The sequence below is a fragment of the Pontibacter lucknowensis genome (genome assembly GCF_900156415.1).
Lineage (GTDB): Bacteria > Bacteroidota > Bacteroidia > Cytophagales > Hymenobacteraceae > Pontibacter > Pontibacter lucknowensis.
This window is the reverse complement of sequence record NZ_FTNM01000002.1, coordinates 626455-646558: the sequence shown is the minus strand read 5'-3', so window position 1 is coordinate 646558 and position 20104 is coordinate 626455. Positions and strand designations below refer to the sequence as shown.

Below are 20104 nucleotides of genomic sequence, written 5' to 3'. Positions count from 1 at the left end.
GATTAATATTCTCAGGTATAAACATTCACTAACTCACTCAATCACTCATTCACCAACTCGCTAACTCACTAAATCTCATACTCCCATGTATATCATATTTGTTCTTATCGCTGTCAGTGTGCTTGTAGCAGCCGGTTTCCTGGCCGCTTTCCTGTGGGCAGTTCGCTCCGGACAGTACGACGACGACTATACCCCAGCTGTTCGCATGCTATTCGAAAACGAGTTCAACGGCGTGCCAAAAACCGAAAAACCAAGCCAGAAGCAGTCATAAGTCACCTCGATTACTGATGACAATCACCTCGAAGAATGACTTTGGTCATCTTTTCGGAGAGGCCGAATTCTCAATTTTGCACATGATTAACAAGCAAACAAACAGTATTTCACAACACACCTTAACCAATGGAGGACACCGCACATGTCAACTAATGTAGCAACTGTCTTAGAGCCGAACCCGAAACGGGTAGGTCAGGATACAGGGGGGATCGAATCCTTTTTCTACGACAACAAGATCGTTCGCGACTTTGGTATCGCTACCGTATTCTGGGGCGTAGCCGGTATGATTATCGGTACGCTGATCGCGTTCCAGCTCGCCAACCCAGATGTGAACATGGGTAACCAGTACACAACATTCGGCCGTATCAGGCCACTGCACACCAATGCGGTGATCTTTGCCTTCGTGGGTAACGCCATCTTTATGGGTGTGTATTACTCACTCCAGCGCCTCTGCAAGTCGCGCATGTACAGCGACAAACTCAGCAAACTAAATTTCTGGGGCTGGCAGCTGATCATTGTGGCGGCGCTTATCACGCTTCCGCTGGGTATTACGACCTCGAAAGAGTATGCTGAGCTGGAGTGGCCAATCGACATCGCTATTACACTGGTATGGGTGGTATTTGGCTGGAACATGTTCGGTACTATTGCCAAGCGTCGTGAGAAGCACATGTATGTGGCTATCTGGTTCTATATTGCCACCTTCCTGACCGTAGCGGTGCTGCACATTGTAAACTCTTATGAGCTGCCTGTTACCTTCTGGAAAAGCTACTCGGGCTACGCCGGGGTGCAGGATGCGCTGGTGCAGTGGTGGTATGGCCACAATGCGGTTGCGTTCTTCCTGACAACGCCGTTCCTGGGCCTGATGTACTACTTCCTGCCAAAGGCCGCTAACCGTCCGGTATACTCATACAGACTTTCCATTATTCACTTCTGGTCGCTGATCTTCATCTACATCTGGGCTGGACCGCACCACTTGCTGTATACCTCACTGCCTGACTGGGCACAATCACTGGGTGTTGTGTTCTCTGTCATGCTGATCGCTCCAAGCTGGGGTGGTATGATCAACGGTCTTCTGACGCTGCGTGGCGCCTGGGACAAGGTTCGTGAGGAGCCGGTACTGAAATTCATGGTAGTGGCGATCACCGCTTATGGTATGGCTACTTTCGAAGGTCCGATGCTGTCGCTGAAGAACGTGAACGCCATCGCGCACTTCACCGACTGGATCGTTGCACACGTGCACGTGGGTGCCCTTGGCTGGAATGGCTTCCTGACATTTGCGATGCTGTACTGGTTGTTCCCACGCTTGTACAAGACACAACTACACTCTAAGAAACTAGCCAATACGCACTTCTGGTTAGGTACACTGGGTATCCTATTCTACGCTATACCTATGTACTGGGCAGGTTTCACTCAAGGTTTGATGTGGAAACAGTTCACAGCAGAAGGTACACTACAGTACTCTAACTTCCTGGAAACGGTGCTGCAGATCGTGCCGATGTACTACCTGCGTGGTATTGGTGGCGTGCTATACCTGAGCGGTGTATTCCTGATGATCTACAACTTGTATAAGACAGCGAAGTCTGGTGCATTAGAAGCTAACGAAGCGGCTATCGCTCCTCCGGTTGTGAAAGAAGTAAGCCACAATGCCGGTCACTGGCACAGCTGGATCGAAAAGCGCCCGATGCAAATGGCAGTTTGGGCTACTGTAGCCATCCTGATTGGCGGTCTGGTAGAATTTATTCCTGCCTTCGTGATCAAATCAAACGTGCCAACTATCGCCAGCGTGAAGCCTTATACCTCGCTGGAGCTACAGGGACGTGACCTGTACATCAAAGAGGGCTGTGTGAACTGCCATACGCAAATGGTCCGTCCGTTCAGATCGGAGACAGAGCGTTACGGCGAGTACTCTAAAGCAGGTGAGTTCGTGTATGACCACAACTTCCTGTGGGGTTCTAAGCGTACCGGTCCGGATCTTCACAGAGTAGGCGGTAAGTACCCGCACAGCTGGCACTACCACCACATGCTCGACCCAACATCCATGTCACCGGGCTCTATCATGCCAGCTTACCCATGGTTGTTTGAGCAGGACGTTGACCTGACCACAACTGAGGCGAAACTGAAAGTGCTGAAACAGCTGGGTGTGCCTTACGAGGACGAATACATCGCCAATGCGAACCAGGAGCTGATGAAGCAGGCACGTGAAATCACCGCCGACCTGGCCAAAGAAGGCCTGGAAGTGCGCCCTGAAAGCGAGATCGTCGCCATGATCGCCTACCTGCAGCGTTTGGGTACCGACATCAAGGTGAAAGCTGAAGAAGTAGAAGAATAGTAAACCTGACAAAAGACTTAGTGACAAAGGACATCGGAGGCTACACTCTGGTCCAGCGTCACTAAGTCTCAAGTCAAAAACTCTAAGACAATGTACAAGAACGTGTTACAAGCCATAGATGGCATTGAAATATACCCGCTCATTTCATTTACTATTTTCTTCGTGTTCTTCCTGGGTCTGCTGGTGTATGTGGCCCTGATGGACAAGAAGTATGTGAGCAGCATGAGCAGCTTTGCCTGCGCAGATGAGGACCAAGACCAAACAATAGGAGGGAACAGACAATGAAATCTCCCATGAATAAACTGAAACAACTGGCCCTGGCGGCCGGCTTTGTTCTGATGACGGGTGCTGCGGCATTCGCACAGGATGCAGTGCAGGGCAAGAAAATATTTGAAGGCAACTGCGCCGCCTGCCACAGCATGGATGCCGACGTAGTAGGACCAGCCCTGAAAGACGTACACGAGCGCCGCGGGGATGAATGGCTGCACAAGTTCATCAGCAACTCGCAGGAGTTAATCCAGTCAGGTGATGCGGATGCGGTGGCCGTTTATGAGAAGTTCAAAAAAATGCCGATGCCGGCTTTCGAAGGTTCTCTCTCTGAAGATGACATCAACCACGTAATTGCCTACATAAAAGAGGCAAGCGCCGCTGCACCTGCCCAGGCTGAAGAAACGGCAGCTACAACAACAGTTAAAGCTGATACGCCGGCTGCACCACAGGACGTCGCCTTTATGGATTTGCCACCGATCGTGCACTTCATCTATGGCCTGGTTGGCCTGATCATCCTGCTGATCGTCGTGGTACTGGTAATGCTTTTCCGCGTAATCGTACCGATGATGGGCGACTCGCTGAAGGATGAAGAATTTCAGGCTACTTTCTCAGGACGTGTATATGCTCTGCTAAGCGGTGATGCCACCGTAATGACAGGAAAGGCAAAAGACGAGATTCACTCTAACCACGATTTCGATGGTATACAGGAGTACGACAACGACCTGCCACCATGGTGGAAGTATATGTTCTATGTGACCATCGTGTTTGCAGTGGGCTATATGCTGCACTACCATGTGTTCCGCACAGGTGCGCTGCAGGCAGAGGAGTATGAAATGGAGATGCAACAGGCAGCTCTGATTGCCGCTCAGAACGTGGAAGACCCGAATGCGGTAACCAACTACGAAGTGCTGACTGACGCGGCTGCCCTTGAGTCTGGTAAGTCACTCTACATCCAGAATTGCGCAGCGTGCCATGGCCAGGCCGGTGAAGGTACGGTAGGTCCTAACCTGACGGACGAGTATTGGCTTCACGGAGGCGATGTGAACGACATCTTTAAGACGGTTAAGTTCGGTGTACCAAGCAAGGGCATGGTTCCTTGGCAGGGTAAACTGACCAAAGACCAGATGCTGGAAGTAAGTAGCTACATCTTGTCACTGCAGGGCACCAACCCGCCTAACGCCAAAGAGGCCCAGGGCGAGAAAGAATAAATCAACAACCAACCTTCATGAAGGCAGGCATTCGAAAGAGTGTCTGCCTTTCGTGTTTTGGATATTACTGATGACAATCACCTGGAAGAATGACTTTGGTCATCTTTTACCAGGGCGCGAATTCTGAATTTTGTATCAGCAAAGAGCAGCACAAGGCCGCTACTGGCTACCATAATATTTAATAACAGGCAGGATTAATATCCGCACAAATTAAACTGCCATGGCAACTAAATTGCACACCGCACCGGAGGAATTCCGGGACCATATCTCGACAGTAGACGAGCATGGTAAAAGGGTATGGGTTTACCCTAAAAAACCCAAAGGCAAACTCTACGACTACAGAAAATGGGTAAGCTACGGCTTGCTGGCTTTTCTGTTTGCAGGGCCTTTCATTAAGATCAACGGGCTGCCGCTGCTGATGCTCAACATCGTAGAGCGCAAGTTTGTGATCTTCGGCATCCTCTTCTGGCCTCAGGATTTCTTTATCCTGGTATTGGCCTTCCTGGCACTAGTGGTCTTTATTATCCTCTTCACAGTAGTCTATGGCAGGCTGTTCTGTGGCTGGGTATGTCCGCAAACGATCTTCCTCGAAATGGTTTTCCGCCGTATCGAGTACCTGATAGAGGGGGACTACACCAAACAACGGGCACTGAATAAGATGCCCTGGAACACGGAGAAGATCCTGAAGAAAGGGGCTAAGACTGCTGTTTTCCTATTTATCTCCTTTATCATAGCCAATACCTTTCTGGCTTATATCATCGGGATAGATGCTCTTAAAGAGATCGTTACTGATAGTCCGGCTAATCACCTGGCGGACTTCGGCTCCATGGTCGCCTTTACAGGTGTATTTTACTGGGTGTTTGCCTATTTCCGGGAGCAAGTATGTACGATCGTTTGTCCATACGGCCGCCTGCAAGGTGTGATGCTTGACAAGAAAAGCCTGACAGTAGCTTATGACTATGGCCGTGGAGAGCCTCGAGGCAAGCTGCGCAAAGGGCAGGAACGTACCGAGGGCGACTGCATCGACTGTCACCAGTGCGTACAGGTATGCCCGACAGGTATAGACATCCGTAACGGAGCACAACAGCTGGAATGTATCAACTGTACTGCCTGCATCGACGCCTGCAACGACATCATGCGCATGATCGACAAGCCGGAAGGTCTGATCCGATACGACTCAGAAGAGGCTATTTCGGAAGGGCGTCAGTGGAAACTCTTCACACCGAGGGTGATGGGCTACAGTGCTGTGCTGCTGCTTCTGCTGGTTGCGCTTACATCACTTCTGCTCACCCGCGACGCCGCTGAGGCCACTATCCTCCGCACGCCAGGTCAGCTTTACCAGAAAACAGAGCAGGGAACAGTGAAGAACCTCTACAACATCTCGGTGATCAATAAGACCAATTTCGAGATGCCGCTGACGCTCAAGCTGCACAACACTGACGGCACGATCAAGATGGTAGGCAGTGAACTGGTGCTGCCAGCACAGGGCAAAGCCGATGGGGTGTTCTTCGCTGAGATCCCGCAGAACCAACTGACCGGCATGAATGCCAAAATTGAGATCGGGGTGTACCATGAAGGTGAGCTGATCACCACACAGGACACCAAGTTCCTAGCACCTGCCAAATAATTATCGCTTCATTACAAAGCAACTATTCAAGCGCAATCATCATGACTAAAGATAAAAAATTCACTTTCTGGCCTTATGCCATCGTTATCGGCCTGGTATCCTTCATGGGTTACATTGTCTACTTTGTGATACAGGCCATGAACCAGGATGTGGACCTGGTGAGTAAGGACTACTACGCACAGGAGATCGCATACCAGGATCAGATCGACCGTGTGCGCCGCACACAGGCGCTCGGCGATGTAATGCTAACTTACAAGGAGGAGGGCCAAACCATCCTATTGCAGGTACCCGCCACTTACAGCGACAAAAAGTTAACTGGTATGGTGACACTTTTCCGCCCGTCAGACGATAAGCTGGACCAGCAAATGCCACTGCAGTTGGGTCGCGACTTGAGCCAACTCATAGAAGTAGGAGACCTTGAAAAAGGTCTCTGGAAAGTTCGCGTGAACTTCAGCGACGGAGAAGAAGCATACTATTCAGAAAAAACCATCCAAATAAAGTAAGGCCATGATCTGGGCAGGATTTCTATTTGGTTTATTAGGCAGTTTCCATTGTGTCGGGATGTGCGGCCCTATAGCAATGGCGCTACCATTTGTCGGGAGTTCCGGCTGGCGTTACTACGCCGGTCGGCTCCTGTACAATGGTGGTCGCATCGTCACATACGCATCGTTGGGCGCAATCGCAGGCGCCTTTGGTCAGTCACTTGAGATGGCGGGCCTGCAACAAACAGTTTCGATTGTATCGGGTGTTTTGATCCTGTTGCTGCTGGTGCTGCCGGCAGCTCTTAAAGGTAAGGCATCCAATGTACTGGGCACAGACAAAGTGATGGGCTGGGTTCGCAAGAAGCTTGGCTACTACTTTCAGAAAAACTCACTGGGCTCACTTTTCATAGTAGGTATGCTCAACGGTCTGCTTCCCTGCGGATTCGTTTACATTGCCCTGGCAGGTGCCATCAGCGCCCCGGGTATAGGCGGTGCCATGCTCTACATGGCGCTTTTCGGACTGGGCACTTTCCCTCTTATGTATATTGTCTCACTTTCCGGCAAACTGATCAGCCTGAAAGTGCGAGGCATGTTTAACAGGGCCGTCCCTTACGTGGGCATGGCACTGGCTGTGCTGTTCATTGTACGGGGACTAGGCCTCGGTATACCTTACCTCAGCCCTAAAGTGGTGCAGACAGAACAGCATACCACCGAAATGAGCTGCTGTTCCAAGCCCAAATAGCTGTAAAGCCAATACTGTTAAAAGTCACTTTTTCAGGTGATGCAGCTCACTGCATCCTAAGCGATCCACCTATACCTTTACTATACTAAACATGACCACTATGACAACGCTATCGCAGACAAAACGCATCCTGGTACCGCTGGAACTGAACGAGACAGGGGAGGACCTGCTCTACTACGCCGGACAGCTGGCCCATGCACTGGGAGCGGAGCTATACTTGTTCCATGCCTGTAAAACGGCCGACCTGACTTATACGCAGCAAAGCAGCTGCATCCAAAAGCTTCGATCTTTTGCCGAGCGTGTGTTTAGCCGTGAATTCAAATACTCTAAAGTCGCAGCACCTTTTGATTGTGTGGTACGGCCAGGGCAGGTACGCGATAGCATACAATCCGTTGTTCAGGAATACCAGATCGACCTGGTGCTGATGGATGCCGGAACACGGGCAAATAATGGTCTTAACAGGGAAGCAACTGAGCTGGCTGCTGTCGTGATGGACCTTGTTTCATGTCCGGTTATGGTGCTTCCAGCCTCCATACGCTATCGAAAATTGAAAAACCTGGTGTTTGCAACGGACTTTACAGACCAGGACCAAAAGGTGCTCTTCCGTATAGCTGACCTGGCGCAGCAGCTAAATGCCAAACTGACGCTTGTGCAGGTATATGGTGAAGAAGAACGCTCCCAACTATGCTACTACAAGGCGGCTATGCTGGAAATTGAAAAGCAGCTGAAAGGACGAAAAGTAGCCGTCAGATTGTTGGAAGAAGAAGACGTGCTGGAGGGCATCAGCGAGTTTTCAGAAGAGACCTCAGCTGATTTGCTGATACTGGCCACACAGGATAATTATCTCATGGAACGCCTCTTTAGCACAAATTACACGAAGACCATGGCCTTTCATACACGCATCCCGCTGCTGACCTACCGTCAGCATAAAATGAAACCTTGTTCGGGTTGCTGTGTCAATTGTACAAGCAAGCAAAAGCAGGAGCAACTGCAGTCTGTACATCAGTAAAAATTAAACCAGCATGGCAGTAAGGGATTTCATCAGCAGGGGAATGATTGAAGGCGAGCCGGAGCTCCTGGAGCGTGGGCGCTGTATTTTCAGGCAAGGGGAGGAGGTTTCCGCTTTCTACCTGGTCACCCAGGGGAGTGTGGCACTTGCTGACCAGGCGGCAGGTATAGATGAGCAGGTGATTGCCCCTCCGGATTTTCTGCTTGGCATCACCGACTTACTGAATGACACTTACAGCTTTACGGCCTACACACTTGAACATACCGAACTGATCAGGATAGATAAGGAAGCCGTGCAAAGAGCACTGCACGAGAATCCGATGATTCGACTGTACCTGCTCAAAATGATGAGCTGGGAAGCCAGCCTGACAAAGACAGCATTCGAATAAACTAACCCGCTTATGATCCGGAGCCGGTAGCGTCAAGCTGTCGGCTCTTTTGTTTTTATAACTTATACCCAAAGCATACAGTAATATAAAGCAATGTAACCCCGCCTCCGCACTATGAAGAGAATCATAAGCCGGCTGAAGCTTGTCATTCAGTTCATCTTTACCAGTATAGGATTTTACCCGACTATCATCTCGTTGCTCTTTTTCGGGATTGCAGTGCTGATGATCTATTTTGAAACCAGGGGAATTAGCAACTCCCTGAAAGATGAGTTGCCTTTTTTCATCATTACGCACGGCGAAACAGCCACCATGATCCTGAGTTCGATCGCCACCGGGATCTTTTCCCTGATCGTTTTCAGTTTTACCATGGTGATGCTTGTCCTGAATCAGGCCAGCGCCAACTTTTCACCCCGTGTCATACCAGGGCTGATTTCTTCCAAGTCAAACCAAAAAGTGCTGGGATTATACCTGGGAACGCTGATTTATACCTTGGTTGTCATGGTAAATATCCGCTCTGAAAGTTATGATGCTGACCTGCCCGGGCTGGCAGTATTCATGGCCATGTGCTTTACAATCCTTTGTCTGGCCTTCTTTGTCTACTTCATCCATTCCATTTCAGCTGCCATTCAGATCGGCAATATCCTGGAGAGCATCTACAAACTGACCCTGGATAAATTGCGCGAAGAAATCTCAAAAGATGAAGGAAAGGCACTTCCGGCAATATTTGAAACGGGAGACTGGCGGGAACTCAACAGCGATTTCAGCGGATATCTGCAAAAAGTGGATAAGAAAGCGATTATCGAGCTTTGCAGAAAGCATGATGTGGTGCTGGAATTCATGCAGCCCCTTGGCCATTTTGTGATCAAAGGATTGCCATTTGCAAAAGTGGCCGGTGCTCTGAAAGATAAAGATGCTTTTTGTGAAGATCTTTATAGTAATATCAGTTATTACCAGGAGGAGCTTGCCGATATGAACTATCTCTATGGTTTCAAACAGATTACCGAAAGTGCTGTCAAGGCTTTAAGCCCCAGCGTGAACGACCCAGGCACCGCTATAAAAGCGATTGACTACCTGACTGACCTCTTTATAATCCGGATGCAACTCACTGACGAGAAAATCTTTCATGACAAAGATAATGTACTTCGACTGCGTTTGGACGAAGTAAATTACAGGGACTTATTGAGTCATTGTCTGGGGCCAATCCGGGTATATGGCAGAGAAGACCCTGTCATTGTGCTACGACTTTTGAACCTACTCAAAAACTTAAGTTACGCAGCAAAAAGTAACCCTAAACGACTGGCACCAATCACAACAGAAGCGAAGCAGCTCTTGTCGGATGCAGAAGAAACGACCAAGAACCCAGGTGATCGAACAAAAATAAATCAGCTGGTAAAAGCCCTCAATGACACCTCAGTACTTCCTCAAACGCTCCCGATGCTAAGTGTTAAATTGGGGACTTAAGCGAAAAAAAGCTATTTTTACAGGAATTGCTAATTCCTGTTTATGATTTTCGATTCGATTAAGAGAGCCCTGGACAGTGTGCTTAACATCATCCACGAGACCGACGAGCCAGGCACTATTCGCGAAATTTACGATAAGATTCCTGTTCGCGGCAACAATACCTGGATGCTGATCTGCTCCGCCATGCTGGCTTCTATTGGCCTCGACACTGGCTCCGGCGCCGTTATTATCGGGGCCATGCTTATTTCCCCTCTCATGTCTCCGATTCTGGGAGTGGGGCTATCAGTAGGCATCAATGACCGCGAAATGTTGTGGGCCTCTGTGAAGAACCTTTCACTTGCAGCAGCAGCCGGCCTGATTGTGAGTACGTTCTACTTCATGATCACGCCACTCGGAGAGCCTACCAACGAACTACTTGCACGTACCAAACCCACCTTGCTTGATGTGATGGTCGCCTTTTTTGGCGGTGTTGCAGGTATCGTCTCTATCTCCAGATCTGATAAATCAAACGCTATACCTGGCGTGGCCATTGCAACTGCCCTCATGCCGCCGCTGTGTACGGCTGGCTATGGTCTTGCGCTCGGTCGCTTCGATTTCTTTTTCGGCGGCTTCTACCTGTTTTTCATCAACGCCGTCTTTATCAGCCTAGCGACTTTCCTGATCGTAAAATACCTGAAGTTTGATATCAAACACTACGTAGACAAAGCCACAGAGCGTCGTGTAGCCCGCATCATGGCCTTGATGCTGTTCATTGTAGTATCACCAAGCGCCTATTTCCTCTACAACATCTACCAAAGCGTTCAGACCAAGAAGAAGATCGAGAACCTGATCGTGCGCGACTTTGCAAACCGAAATAATGAAATCATTAAGTGGGAAGTAACGGATACCGACACGCTGAGCACAATTAAGATCTATAGTGTTGGTAACCCTGTGCCTGATTCCCTGCTCCAGCATTATGATCAGGTGCTGGCCCAGAATTCGCTTTCAAAACACCGTGTAAAGCTGGTGCAGTTGGATGTATCAGCTGAGGATGTACGCCGTATGGCATCTGACATCACCAACAACCTCACCAAGGACTTCCTGAAGACCATCGAGATTCAGAAGATGCAGAGTCAGCGGGCAGACAGCCTCATGCGCCTGGCCAACTCTTATACACCAGTAAGCGCCAGCAGAGAGCTTAAACTGATTTTCCCGGAAATTGACAAGGTGGAGGTAGGAGAGATCGTGTCTGTGGCAGAAAACAAAGCAAAGCTCGATACAGTTATGTTGGTCATGATCGGCTGGAAGAAACCGCAGCCTGCCAACCAGACTAAAAATACACGTGCTGTATTTGTAGATCCTGCCAAGATTACTGAGTATGAGCAGCGTATACAGCAATATATGGCTAGTCGGTTCCGGAAGGACTCCGTACGCGTTTCTTCCACTTTGTAAAACAGGTCCATGGCAACATACAAAAGTGACACGCTAAAGCATAAACTGTACAGCATCATTTTCGAAGCTGAAACGCCAGCCGGCAAAGCTTTCGATATCATGCTGCTCCTGCTGATTATAGCAAGTGTTGTGGTGGTGTCGCTGGAAAGTGTGGTGTCCCTGAGACGAGACTACCTGCCTCTTTTTCAGATGCTTGAGTGGATCTTTACCATTCTGTTTACGATTGAGTACATACTCCGCATCTATAGCTCAGAGCGCCCTTTAAGGTATGTATTCTCTTTTTTCGGGATCATTGATTTCCTGGCTATTATCCCTACATATCTCAGCCTCTTTGTACTTGGTTCCCAATACCTGCTGGTCATTCGCGTGTTCCGATTGCTCCGGATCGCGAGGGTATTCCGCCTGACCAGCTTTGTCAACGAAGGTCAGGTCCTGTCTAAAGCCTTGCGGGCCAGTATGACTAAAATCACCGTATTTTTGGGTGTTGTACTCATGATGGTCATAGTCGTTGGTGCGCTGATGTATGTGATAGAAGGGAGAGAGAGCGGGTACACCAGCATTCCGAAAAGCATCTATTGGGCCATCGTGACCCTCACTACCGTGGGCTTTGGAGATATTACCCCGGTGACACCGCTTGGTCAACTCCTGGCCAGCTGCCTGATGATTATGGGCTATGGCATTATTGCTGTCCCCACAGGGATCGTATCGGTAGAGCTCGCCAATGCAGAACGTCTGAACACGACTACGCGTGTTTGCCCGAACTGCTACAAAGAGGGACATTCCCTGACAGCTAATTTTTGTGATAACTGCGGCTACGAACTCCACCGCGAAGAGGCGGTTGGGAGTAACATCTAATCGATAATAATCCGGGGTATGTTCAGCGGAAGCCTGGTCAACAACTCATAGTTGAGCTGGGTGCTCAATTCAGCAAACGAAGCCACCGTAATGTGCTCACTACCCTGCTTGCCAAGCAGCACCACCTCGTCTTTAAGAGACACGTCCGGTATACCGGTCACATCCACCATCAGTACGTTCATGTTCACAATGCCCACTACCGGTGCTCTGTGCGACCTGATTAGCACCTGTCCCTGGTTGCTGAGACTACGGCTAAAGCCCCAGGCATACCCTACAGGTATAGCGGCAATCAGCATTTCAGTACTTGCCTGAAAGCTCTTACCATACCCAATAAACTCACCAGACGGAACAACTTTCAGGCTCATGACCTGGCTCTTCCAATTAATCAGCCGCCTCAGCGGGTCGCTGCGGTCCGTGCTGATACCCATGTAACGCTGGTAGATCTCCGGGCTGGGCCAGAAACCATATTGCATAATGCCTACCCGCACCATGTCCAGGTGAGTCTCGGGATAGGCCATCACGGCAGCTGAACAGGCTGTGTGCAGTGTTCGGATGGTGAGTCCTTTCTGCTGCAGCATGCGTACCGCCATGTGATAGCGTTGCAGCTGGGCTTTTACCCGGTCATCGTTTTCGCTGCTTTCGGCTCCTGCATAATGTGTGGATACGCCAACTACCTCGAATGCATCAGGCTGCTTCAGAATAATCTCAGCAGCACGCTCCAGATCATCCGTGTTTAATCCGATGCGGTTCATACCTGTCTCCAGATCGAGGTGGATCCTGGCAGGTTTCTGCAAAGCCCTGGCTGCCTTGCCAGCCTGTTCCAGCCTGTCCAGGGAAAACACATAAAATTCAATATTGTGCGTGATAGCCCAGTTTAACTCCTCGTCATCAATATAGCCCATGATCAGGATGGTAGCAGTGTGGGGCAGCACCTGCTGAAGACGATAGGCCTCATCAGCGCTAAAAACTGAAAAATGGTCAACTCCACAGGTATAGGCCAGCTGCCCGAACTCCTCAATACCGTGCCCGTAGGCATTGCCTTTAATGACAGAGGAAAAGCGAACGCCCGGCTTGAGTTGAGCTTTAAGAAATGCTATGTTATGCGCCAGTGCTGAGCGACTTATTTCGATATAGGAACTATAGAACATGAAATGACTAATCGTTTAGGAGGGAGGCTGCGATGCGGTAAAACAGGGAAGCACCAGCAGGTATAAGTTCATCAGGGAAATCATAATCAGCGTGGTGTAGCTGTGGTTGGTCCGTACCAGATCCCAATCCAAAAAGAGCACCGCAATACCTGTTTGTAAAGTGTCCAAAATCTTCGGACCAGCGTACAGGTTGTGCTGCCTGCTTGGCCTCCATACTCAGATAACGGGCAGCCTGATCTACCAGTTCAACAGCCCCCGTACTATTGCGGGTAGCAGGAAACTCCTCCACCCACTCCAGGTCATACCTTAATCCATACTTGAAAGACACCAGCTTAATTGATTCTATTGCAAGGGATTTTAGCCTGTTCAGGTCTTCCTGTTCAAAGGCCCGAAGCGTGGCCATTACTGTTGCAAATCCCGGGTTGGTGCCGAATGCAACTTCACCCAGCCGGGCATGCACGACAGTGAGCAAAGTCAGGTCCTGGAAGGAATGCGGATCACGCACCAGGGAATTGAAAGCCTGTATCAGTTCACTCATACCTTCTCCCGGGTTCAGACCGTTATCAGGCTCCGCAGCATGCGACTCTTTTCCATGTAAATGCACCTTGAGTCCCACAGAAGCCGCAGCGAATATGTCAGGCCGCAGTATTACCTGACCCATAGGCTTGCCTGGCATGTTATGCAGCGCAAACACATAATCAGGTGCTATTTCCTGAAAAGCAGGGGTATACAGTACAGCCCAGGCACCTGCTCCGTTTTCCTCTGCCGGCTGAAACAGCAAGACTACCCTTCCTTTGTCCGGTGAGTACTGGTGCAACAGACTTGCAAGTCCTGCTAAAATAGCCATGTGTCCGTCGTGCCCGCATTTGTGACTAACGCCTTTCTGAATAGAAGTATAAGGCAGTTGGTTCTGCTCTAGAATGGGCAGGGCGTCCAACTCAGCCCTGAAGAGTACAGTAGGTCCGGCATCCGGTTTCTTTCCATTAAAAATCAGTGCAAAGCCGTTGCCTCCTAAATCTGTAATTACTTCATCGGGTTGGTAGCGTTGCAGGAAACCACGCAAAGTATGGCTTGTGTCAAATTCAAATCCGGAAAGTTCAGGGTGCTGGTGCAGCTGGTGCCGCAGCGCTGTGATATCTTTCAGATCAGGTATGGAGGGCGTAGATAGGGTAGAGGACATATATTAAATAAAGGTATAGCTGTCAGTAGGGCTTACGGAGGTTACCGCTAAAACTTTACAAAAAAGCCTGCCCTGGCAGCACAAAAGGCTGCCAGGGCAGGCTGTGAATAAAACAATACGATTGATTAAGAGCTTATCTCGGCACTGATAGCATCCACAACCTTCAGCATCACCTCCCGGATCTTAGAAACACCTGCCCGAACTTCAACCAGATTGGTCTCTTGTTTGGCATTTGCCTCCACAAAGCGCACCACTTCTTTCAAAGACTCGATCTTCATGGTATCGATCGTGGACTTTACCTTGTGAGCCAGTGCACTCACCATCTTCCAGTCTTCCTGCTCCATTGCTTTGTGCATATCCTGTACCGTGACAGGAATGGTATCTGCAAATAGCTGGCGGGCGCGGTTCATGAACGCCTCGTTGTTGTGAGACATTTTCTGGATGACCTCCATACTGTAGAGCGGTTCAGCCGGCGCTGTTTCTTCCTGCTGCGTTGCTATAGCCGCAACTCCTACCTGATCGCTTTTTCTCTTTTCAGGAAGCAGGCTGGCAATCTTTGTATAAAGCACCTCTGCTTCAAATGGTTTCGACAGGTAATCATTCATACCTGCGCTCAGGTACTTTTCGGCGTCACCTTTCAGGGCATTGGCAGTTAGTGCAATGATAGGTATACCTGCCTTCTGCTCGTCGGCCATGGCTCTGATCTGTAGGGTGGCATCTATTCCGCTTAGCTCCGGCATCTGAATATCCATCAGGATGATGTCATACTCTGATTGTTGTACCATTTCCACTGCTTCGAGGCCGTTGACAGCCACATCCAGTTGGAAACCCCATTCCTCCATGATCGCCTGTGCCAGGAAGACGTTTACTTCATTGTCCTCTGCCAGCAGCACTTTCACGGCACCCAGACTGCCAAAGTCAATATCAACTGTTTCATCCTCCGGCAGCTGGTCCACTTCACTTTTCGGATAAGTGATCATAAAGTGGAAGATACTGCCACCTTCCGGATTGTCTTCTACCCAGATATCACCCCCTTGTCGTTCTACCAGGTTTTTGCAGATGCTAAGTCCCAGTCCGGTGCCGCCGTACTTACGCGTGATGCTGGAGTAGGCTTGCGTGAAGCCTTCGAAAATCAGGTCCTTTTTATCGGCTGGCACGCCTATACCTGTATCCTCGACTGCAAACTCAATCGTGAGGGTAGAAGCCGTTTCTTCCAGCGTTTTGGCATGCAGAGTCACGCTTCCTTCCTCTGTAAACTTGATGGCATTGTTCAAAAGGTTGAGCAGGATCTGGTTCAGGCGGTACGGGTCACCCTGCAGTAACGTCTGTGGTAAATCCAGTGTGCCAAGCTGAAGTGCAATGTCCTTTTCTTCGGCCTTGTACTTCAATGTATGATAAGCAGCCTGCACGGTCTCTTCAATCCTGAACGGAATGGACTCCAGCTCCAGTTTGCCAGCCTCTATTTTGGCCACATCCAGTATGTCATTGATCACTACCAACAGGTTGTCCGCCGACTGATTAATGATTTTGAGGTAATTAAGCTGCGTTTCATCCAGCTGTGTCTTGTGCAACAGTCCGCTCATACCCAGTATACCGTTGAGCGGCGTTCGGATCTCATGACTCATGTTGGCCAGGAAATTCTCTTTCACCCGTGCAGACTCCTCAGCAGCTTCCTTGGCGCTCTTGAGCTCACGCTCTGTCTGGATTCGGTCAGTCACGTCTTGGGCGATACCGATCACATAGGGCTCCTGCCCATCTTCACTCACCTTGTAGTTCTGGTAATTGAGGAAGCGCTCTTCTTTGTCTTTGCGCAGTATGCACAGGATGCCTTTCACAGCTGTATTGTCCTCGAATTGCTTCAGATATTGCGGGAAGTACTGGCGGTGTAGCAACGGAAAGAATTGTTTCAGTTCTTTGCCGACCACTTCTTCTTCTTTATAGCCAAGCATTTCTACCAGGTAAGGATTGACAGACAGGATAACGCCCTGCATATCGTGCGTACACATATAGGCCTGGCTGTATTTGATCAGGTCACGGTATTTCTTTTCACTCTTCTTGAGCGCCTCTTCTGCCAGGCGACGCTCAGTAATATCACGCGACGAGGACTGTATTTTGATCACGTTCCCATCACTATCTGTAATGGGCTTGATGCTCGTTTCTACCCAAATATAATAGCCATCACGGTGCATTTTTCGATGCTGTACTGTGGTGTCGTGTTTCTCCTCCAGAGCAACCCGATGTCCCATGGTCTGCACCTTTTCTGCGTCATCCGGGTGAATAATCTGGTAGGCAGATAAACCGACTAACTCAGCAGATTTGTAGCCTAACATTTCCTCTACGGCATTTGACACATACAGATAAGTGCCTGCAGCATCATGCAGGCAAACCAGGTCACGGGAATTTTCAGACAGCAGTCTGTGAAGTTCCTCGCTTTCCTCCAGCTTTTTGTTGGCGTTATACTGCTCTGTTATGTTAGTGGAGATGCCGAGCACATGCACTTCTCCATTATTAGTTGTCAGTGGCTTCTTGATGGTATTGAACCACTCCACACGACCATCAGGCAAGGTATAGCTGTCCTGCACACGCAACTCCTGGCCTGTCTGTATCACAACTTGATCTACATGGTCATAGTGCTGTATCTCTTGCGGTACATGGTGCAGGTCATGTGTATTTTGATTCAGTAGATCCTCCGGATTCAGACCAAACAGAGCAGCACACTCCTGGTTTACGAGTTTGAAATTGCCTTCGCCGTCCTTTACATATATCAGGGTCGGACTGGTGTCGAGTACCAGTCTGATAAAGTCATTTTTTTCCTTTACTTCAATTGCAGCCTTGCGTTCCTCAGTCACATCCCGCACAATGGTGAGTACCTGCTCATCATTGTACTTCACGATGCGGCCCTCATAGTAGCGCGACTTCAACTCGTAATTTATAGAGTGCATCTGCCCGGTTACAAGCACATCCTGTAGCAGTTCGAAGCTCTTCTGACTCAGAGGAGCAGGCAGCATATCGAAGAGTGTTTTGCCTATCACATCAGATGCCTCCATCACCTCGTACTGGGAGTGTTCGTTATGCATCTCCAGGTACACCCCCTGTTTGTCTATTATAAACATCAGGTCGGGTATGGCATCCAGAATAGCCCTGATCTTGGTCTCGCTGGATTTGATTTCCTGCTGTGCATGATGCAGGTCAGTAATATTGAGTCCGTGGCCAATTATGATTTTTATTTCGCCTTGCTCATCGAGTACAGGGTTTAGCTTACGAATGTGGTAACTCGCATTGCCCTGTTTATCGACAAGCTTTTCCTCGAAGGCCACCTGCCGGCGCTCCTCCATCGTTTTGAGTAAATGTTTACCCCGTGTTTCGATACGATGCAGCGGCACATTGCGATAGGCGCAGTACTCTTCATTCGTTTTGTTGATGATCCATTCCCGCAGATGAGGGTCTGACACGGCAGCAGGGTTCACGAAAATGTAGCGCAGCTGGTTATCATACACTGCCACATCCGAAGGAAGGTTATTCAGAATGGCTTCATAAAACTCTTTCTGATGGGCTAATTCCTGGTTCTTCTGGCGCAGTTTGGTGATATCCTCGGCTGATCCAATGATCTGGCTTACTTTGCCATCGGCACTGCGCTTAAACACTGCTTCCCGACAAAAGAGAATTCTGCTTGACCCGTCGCTGGCATGAACACTATAGGAGATCTCACGTATTTCACCATCCTTGGCACTCAACATGCCGGAAGTATGCTGCAGCAGGAGGGGCTTGTCAGCTTCCTGCACAACGGACATAAAGAAGTGCCCATCCATAGCATCCAACTCCTGTTGGGTATACCCCAGGATCGTTTTAATACAGTTGTTCAGGTAGATGCTTTTGTTCTGGTCGAGATCGTAGATATAGACAATGCTCGGCACCATGTGCATGACATTTTGCACAAGCTCTGCTGTAGTATCTGACGGACGAGAACGGAGTGACTCTAACTCGCAGGCTAAGGTTTGAGCTCTTGCTTCAGCTTCCTGCCGGGCTTTTCTTTCTTTTTCGAGCTCCTGTTGCAATTCCTGCAGCTCATATGAAGTTTCCATCATGCAATCAATAAAACCCGTGTAAAAGAAGAGGCGGATTTATTCGCAAATTATCGCTTTTCAGTGGAGTAACAATCGATGTGAGGATATAATTTAACACATTATGGATTATTTTAAAGCCTGTCTCATAACCACTCCACTACCATACTGATTGCTATAGCTGTTCAGCTTAACTAATGTATCCTCAGGCTTTGCAGTAGGTCTATGTCAAGCCCCGCTCCGGCACGGCCTATGTTACTGACGGAACACCATCGTATGAAGCATACAGTATAACATGCACCAAATACAAATCAGCTACATTAAGGAGGGCACTCTTCAACAGAATAACTGAATTTCTAACTTCAGCTTGAGACACCAAAATATAACTACTGGATGCATGGTATTAAGAAACCGCTGACAGACAAAAAACTTGATGAGATAAGCATGCAAAACACGTCGATTCATGATAGCAGCCGTACATTAAAAAACGAGCCCATGTGACTACACCAGGTATCCCTTTACCAATGGATATAAACAAAGAATTTGAACTGTATCAGTTCGAAAAACTTAACCAGACGCTCTTTCTTAACCACCCGGATGCCATCTTCCTGCTGGATCTGGAGGGGAAATTCATGATGGTGAATGAGGAGGTATGTCGCATCACGGGGTATGATCGGGAGGAGTTGATCGGGCAAAGTTTTGAGCCACTCATCGAAGAAAGCATGAAGGCCTTTACGCAGGAACGTTTCCAGGATTCAAAGGAAGACAAGCCGCAACGCTACGAAACTTCTATTGTAACGGAAAACGGCATCAAATACCTGGACGTCACAAACTTTCCGCTCAAAAACGACACGCGCATTCTAGCCATCTTTGGCATCGCTAAAGACATTACAGAAAAGAAGCAGAAGGAGATAGAGCTAGAGAAATACACAGCTCTCCTGAAAGAACACAACGACGAACTGGAGATATTTCGTAAAATACTGGCCCATGACATGCGAAAGCCGGTCGCCAATGCCCTGGGTTTTGCACGGCTCCTGCAAGGCAACCTGCCAGAGAGTAAAGAAAAGCAGGTAAAGCGCTATTTACTGCACACTGTCGAGTCAGTTGACGTAATGTTGCGCGATCTTAATGAACTGATTGCACTGCAGTCGACGGGTAAGGAAAGCAAGGAGGAGGTGGACGTCAACAAAACCATCAAGCGTATCGTCAATTTCTTTCAGGAAGAAATCCGTCAGGCCAATGCAAGTGTAGATCTGGAAATAGCGGACAACCTCCAGATTCATACTATCAAGGCTTATTTCAACAGCATCATTCGAAATCTGATCTCCAATGCCCTGAAGTACCGCAGCCTGGATCGCCCCACTATGCTAAGCGTGAAAGCTTTTTTGCACGACGCGGTGATTACTATCATTGTAAAAGACAATGGCATTGGCATGGATCTCACTAACATAGGCAAGGAACTGTTTCAGATGCATCGCCGGTTTGCTCCAAAAGTAGCAGAAGGAAACGGACTGGGACTCTACATCGTGAACCAACAGATCAGGCTAATGGGCGGTCATATCAGCGTTGAAAGTGAAGTAGACAAAGGAACTATCTTCACGATAACGTTACCTACGCACTAAACCAGATATGATTTTTGG

At 49.0% G+C, this 20104-nt stretch carries 16 protein-coding genes; 13 read left to right on the top strand and 3 right to left on the bottom strand.

The window, feature by feature from the left end:
- Positions 1-85 precede the first annotated feature (85 nt).
- The 12 genes from ccoS (at position 86) to BW972_RS08920 (ending at position 12075) form a co-directional block, all read left to right on the top strand.
- Positions 86-271, top strand: coding sequence for a cbb3-type cytochrome oxidase assembly protein CcoS (gene ccoS, locus BW972_RS08975; RefSeq protein WP_007660120.1), 186 nt, complete (start codon positions 86-88; stop codon positions 269-271).
- Positions 272-415: 144 nt separating this feature from the next.
- The gene (gene ccoN, locus BW972_RS08970; protein WP_076421843.1) at positions 416-2602 is read left to right on the top strand and encodes a cytochrome-c oxidase, cbb3-type subunit I; all 2187 of its coding nucleotides are present in this window, start codon (positions 416-418) and stop codon (positions 2600-2602) included.
- A 90-nt stretch (positions 2603-2692) separates the two neighbouring features.
- Positions 2693-2887 carry a hypothetical protein gene (locus BW972_RS08965; protein ID WP_007660124.1) on the top strand — a complete coding sequence of 65 codons (195 nt, stop codon included), beginning with the start codon at positions 2693-2695 and terminating at the stop codon, positions 2885-2887.
- An 8-nt stretch (positions 2888-2895) separates the two neighbouring features.
- Complete coding sequence (locus tag BW972_RS08960) at positions 2896-4080, top strand: c-type cytochrome (RefSeq protein ID WP_234986332.1); 1185 nt, start codon at positions 2896-2898, stop codon at positions 4078-4080.
- A 220-nt stretch (positions 4081-4300) separates the two neighbouring features.
- Positions 4301-5707, top strand: coding sequence for a cytochrome c oxidase accessory protein CcoG (gene ccoG / locus BW972_RS08955; RefSeq protein ID WP_076421842.1), 1407 nt, complete (start codon positions 4301-4303; stop codon positions 5705-5707).
- Between the two features lie 41 nt (positions 5708-5748).
- The gene (locus BW972_RS08950; RefSeq protein WP_076421841.1) at positions 5749-6210 is read left to right on the top strand and encodes a FixH family protein; all 462 of its coding nucleotides are present in this window, start codon (positions 5749-5751) and stop codon (positions 6208-6210) included.
- 4 nt (positions 6211-6214) lie between these two features.
- Positions 6215-6931 (top strand): sulfite exporter TauE/SafE family protein, encoded by a 717-nt coding sequence (locus BW972_RS08945; protein ID WP_076421840.1) that lies wholly within the window; start codon positions 6215-6217, stop codon positions 6929-6931.
- A gap of 100 nt (positions 6932-7031) precedes the next feature.
- The gene (locus BW972_RS08940) at positions 7032-7940 is read left to right on the top strand and encodes a universal stress protein (protein WP_234986330.1); all 909 of its coding nucleotides are present in this window, start codon (positions 7032-7034) and stop codon (positions 7938-7940) included.
- 13 nt (positions 7941-7953) lie between these two features.
- Positions 7954-8328, top strand: coding sequence for a Crp/Fnr family transcriptional regulator (locus BW972_RS08935; RefSeq protein ID WP_083674119.1), 375 nt, complete (start codon positions 7954-7956; stop codon positions 8326-8328).
- A gap of 114 nt (positions 8329-8442) precedes the next feature.
- A complete protein-coding gene (locus tag BW972_RS08930; protein ID WP_076421837.1) occupies positions 8443-9789 on the top strand; it encodes a DUF2254 domain-containing protein in 1347 nt (448 codons plus the stop codon).
- Between the two features lie 42 nt (positions 9790-9831).
- Positions 9832-11220 carry a TIGR00341 family protein gene (locus BW972_RS08925; protein WP_076421836.1) on the top strand — a complete coding sequence of 463 codons (1389 nt, stop codon included), beginning with the start codon at positions 9832-9834 and terminating at the stop codon, positions 11218-11220.
- A gap of 9 nt (positions 11221-11229) precedes the next feature.
- Positions 11230-12075, top strand: a complete 846-nt coding sequence (locus tag BW972_RS08920) for an ion transporter (RefSeq protein ID WP_076421835.1) — start codon at positions 11230-11232, stop codon at positions 12073-12075.
- On the opposite strand, the gene alr is transcribed toward BW972_RS08920, so the two are convergent.
- The 3 genes from alr to BW972_RS08905 all read right to left on the bottom strand — a co-directional run bounded on the left by alr (position 12072) and on the right by BW972_RS08905 (position 18488).
- Positions 12072-13223, bottom strand: a complete 1152-nt coding sequence (alr, locus tag BW972_RS08915) for an alanine racemase (RefSeq protein ID WP_076421834.1) — start codon at positions 13221-13223, stop codon at positions 12072-12074. The genes BW972_RS08920 and alr overlap by 4 nt on opposite strands.
- A gap of 7 nt (positions 13224-13230) precedes the next feature.
- Positions 13231-14403 (bottom strand): amidohydrolase, encoded by a 1173-nt coding sequence (locus BW972_RS08910; protein ID WP_076421833.1) that lies wholly within the window; start codon positions 14401-14403, stop codon positions 13231-13233.
- A gap of 125 nt (positions 14404-14528) precedes the next feature.
- The gene (locus BW972_RS08905) at positions 14529-18488 is read right to left on the bottom strand and encodes a PAS domain-containing hybrid sensor histidine kinase/response regulator (protein WP_076421832.1); all 3960 of its coding nucleotides are present in this window, start codon (positions 18486-18488) and stop codon (positions 14529-14531) included.
- A gap of 500 nt (positions 18489-18988) precedes the next feature.
- Here BW972_RS08905 and BW972_RS08900 point away from each other — a divergent pair, with 500 nt between their 5' ends.
- A complete protein-coding gene (locus BW972_RS08900; RefSeq protein WP_076421831.1) occupies positions 18989-20086 on the top strand; it encodes a sensor histidine kinase in 1098 nt (365 codons plus the stop codon).
- Positions 20087-20104: the final 18 nt, after the last annotated feature.